The following is an 833-nucleotide window of genomic DNA, read 5'->3' as shown; positions in this document are numbered from 1 at the left end:
CGCATGATCAACTGCCGCGCCGACCTCAACCAACTCGTGCCGTTCAAGTACGACTGGGCCTGGCAGAAATACCTCGACGGCTGCGCCAACCACTGGATGCCGCAAGAGGTCAACATGACCGCCGACATCGCCCTGTGGAAAAACCCCGAAGGCCTGACCGACGACGAGCGCCGCATCGTGATGCGCAACCTCGGCTTCTTCTCCACTGCGGATTCGTTGGTCGCGAACAACCTGGTACTGGCCGTGTACCGCCTGATCACCAACCCGGAGTGCCGCCAGTACATCCTGCGCCAGGCCTTCGAAGAGGCGATTCACACCCACGCCTACCAGTACTGCATCGAATCGTTGGCCATGGATGAAGGCGAGATCTTCAACATGTACCACGAGATTCCATCGGTCGCCAAAAAGGCTGCCTGGGGCTTGAAGTACACCCGTTCGATCTCCGATCCGAAGTTCGAAACCGGCACCGTCGAGACCGACAAAGAACTGCTGCGCAACCTGGTCGCGTACTACTGCGTTCTGGAAGGCATCTTCTTCTACTGCGGCTTTACCCAGATCCTGTCCATGGGCCGTCGCAACAAAATGACCGGCGTGGCCGAGCAGTTCCAGTACATCCTGCGGGATGAGTCGATGCACCTGAACTTCGGTATCGATGTGATCAACCAGATCAAAATCGAAAACCCGCACCTGTGGGATGCCGAGATGAAGGAAGAAGCGACCCAGATGATCCTGCAAGGGACTCAGCTGGAAATCGAATACGCGCGTGACACCATGCCGCGTGGGGTGCTGGGGATGAATGCGGCGATGATGGAGGATTACCTCAAGTTCATCGC

General features: G+C 57.6%; 1 protein-coding gene. It reads left to right on the top strand.

All coding sequences use genetic code 11. The annotated features are described in order from the left end of the window. The coding region (locus LIY45_RS30560; RefSeq protein ID WP_226478721.1) for a ribonucleotide-diphosphate reductase subunit beta at positions 1 to 833 on the top strand (833 nt) is incomplete at both ends.

The sequence above is a fragment of the Pseudomonas sp. MWU16-30323 genome (assembly GCF_020515595.1).
Taxonomy (GTDB): Bacteria; Pseudomonadota; Gammaproteobacteria; order Pseudomonadales; family Pseudomonadaceae; genus Aquipseudomonas; species Aquipseudomonas yamanorum.
Note: the sequence above shows the minus strand (reverse complement) of the source record. Positions and strands in the feature narration are given on the sequence as shown.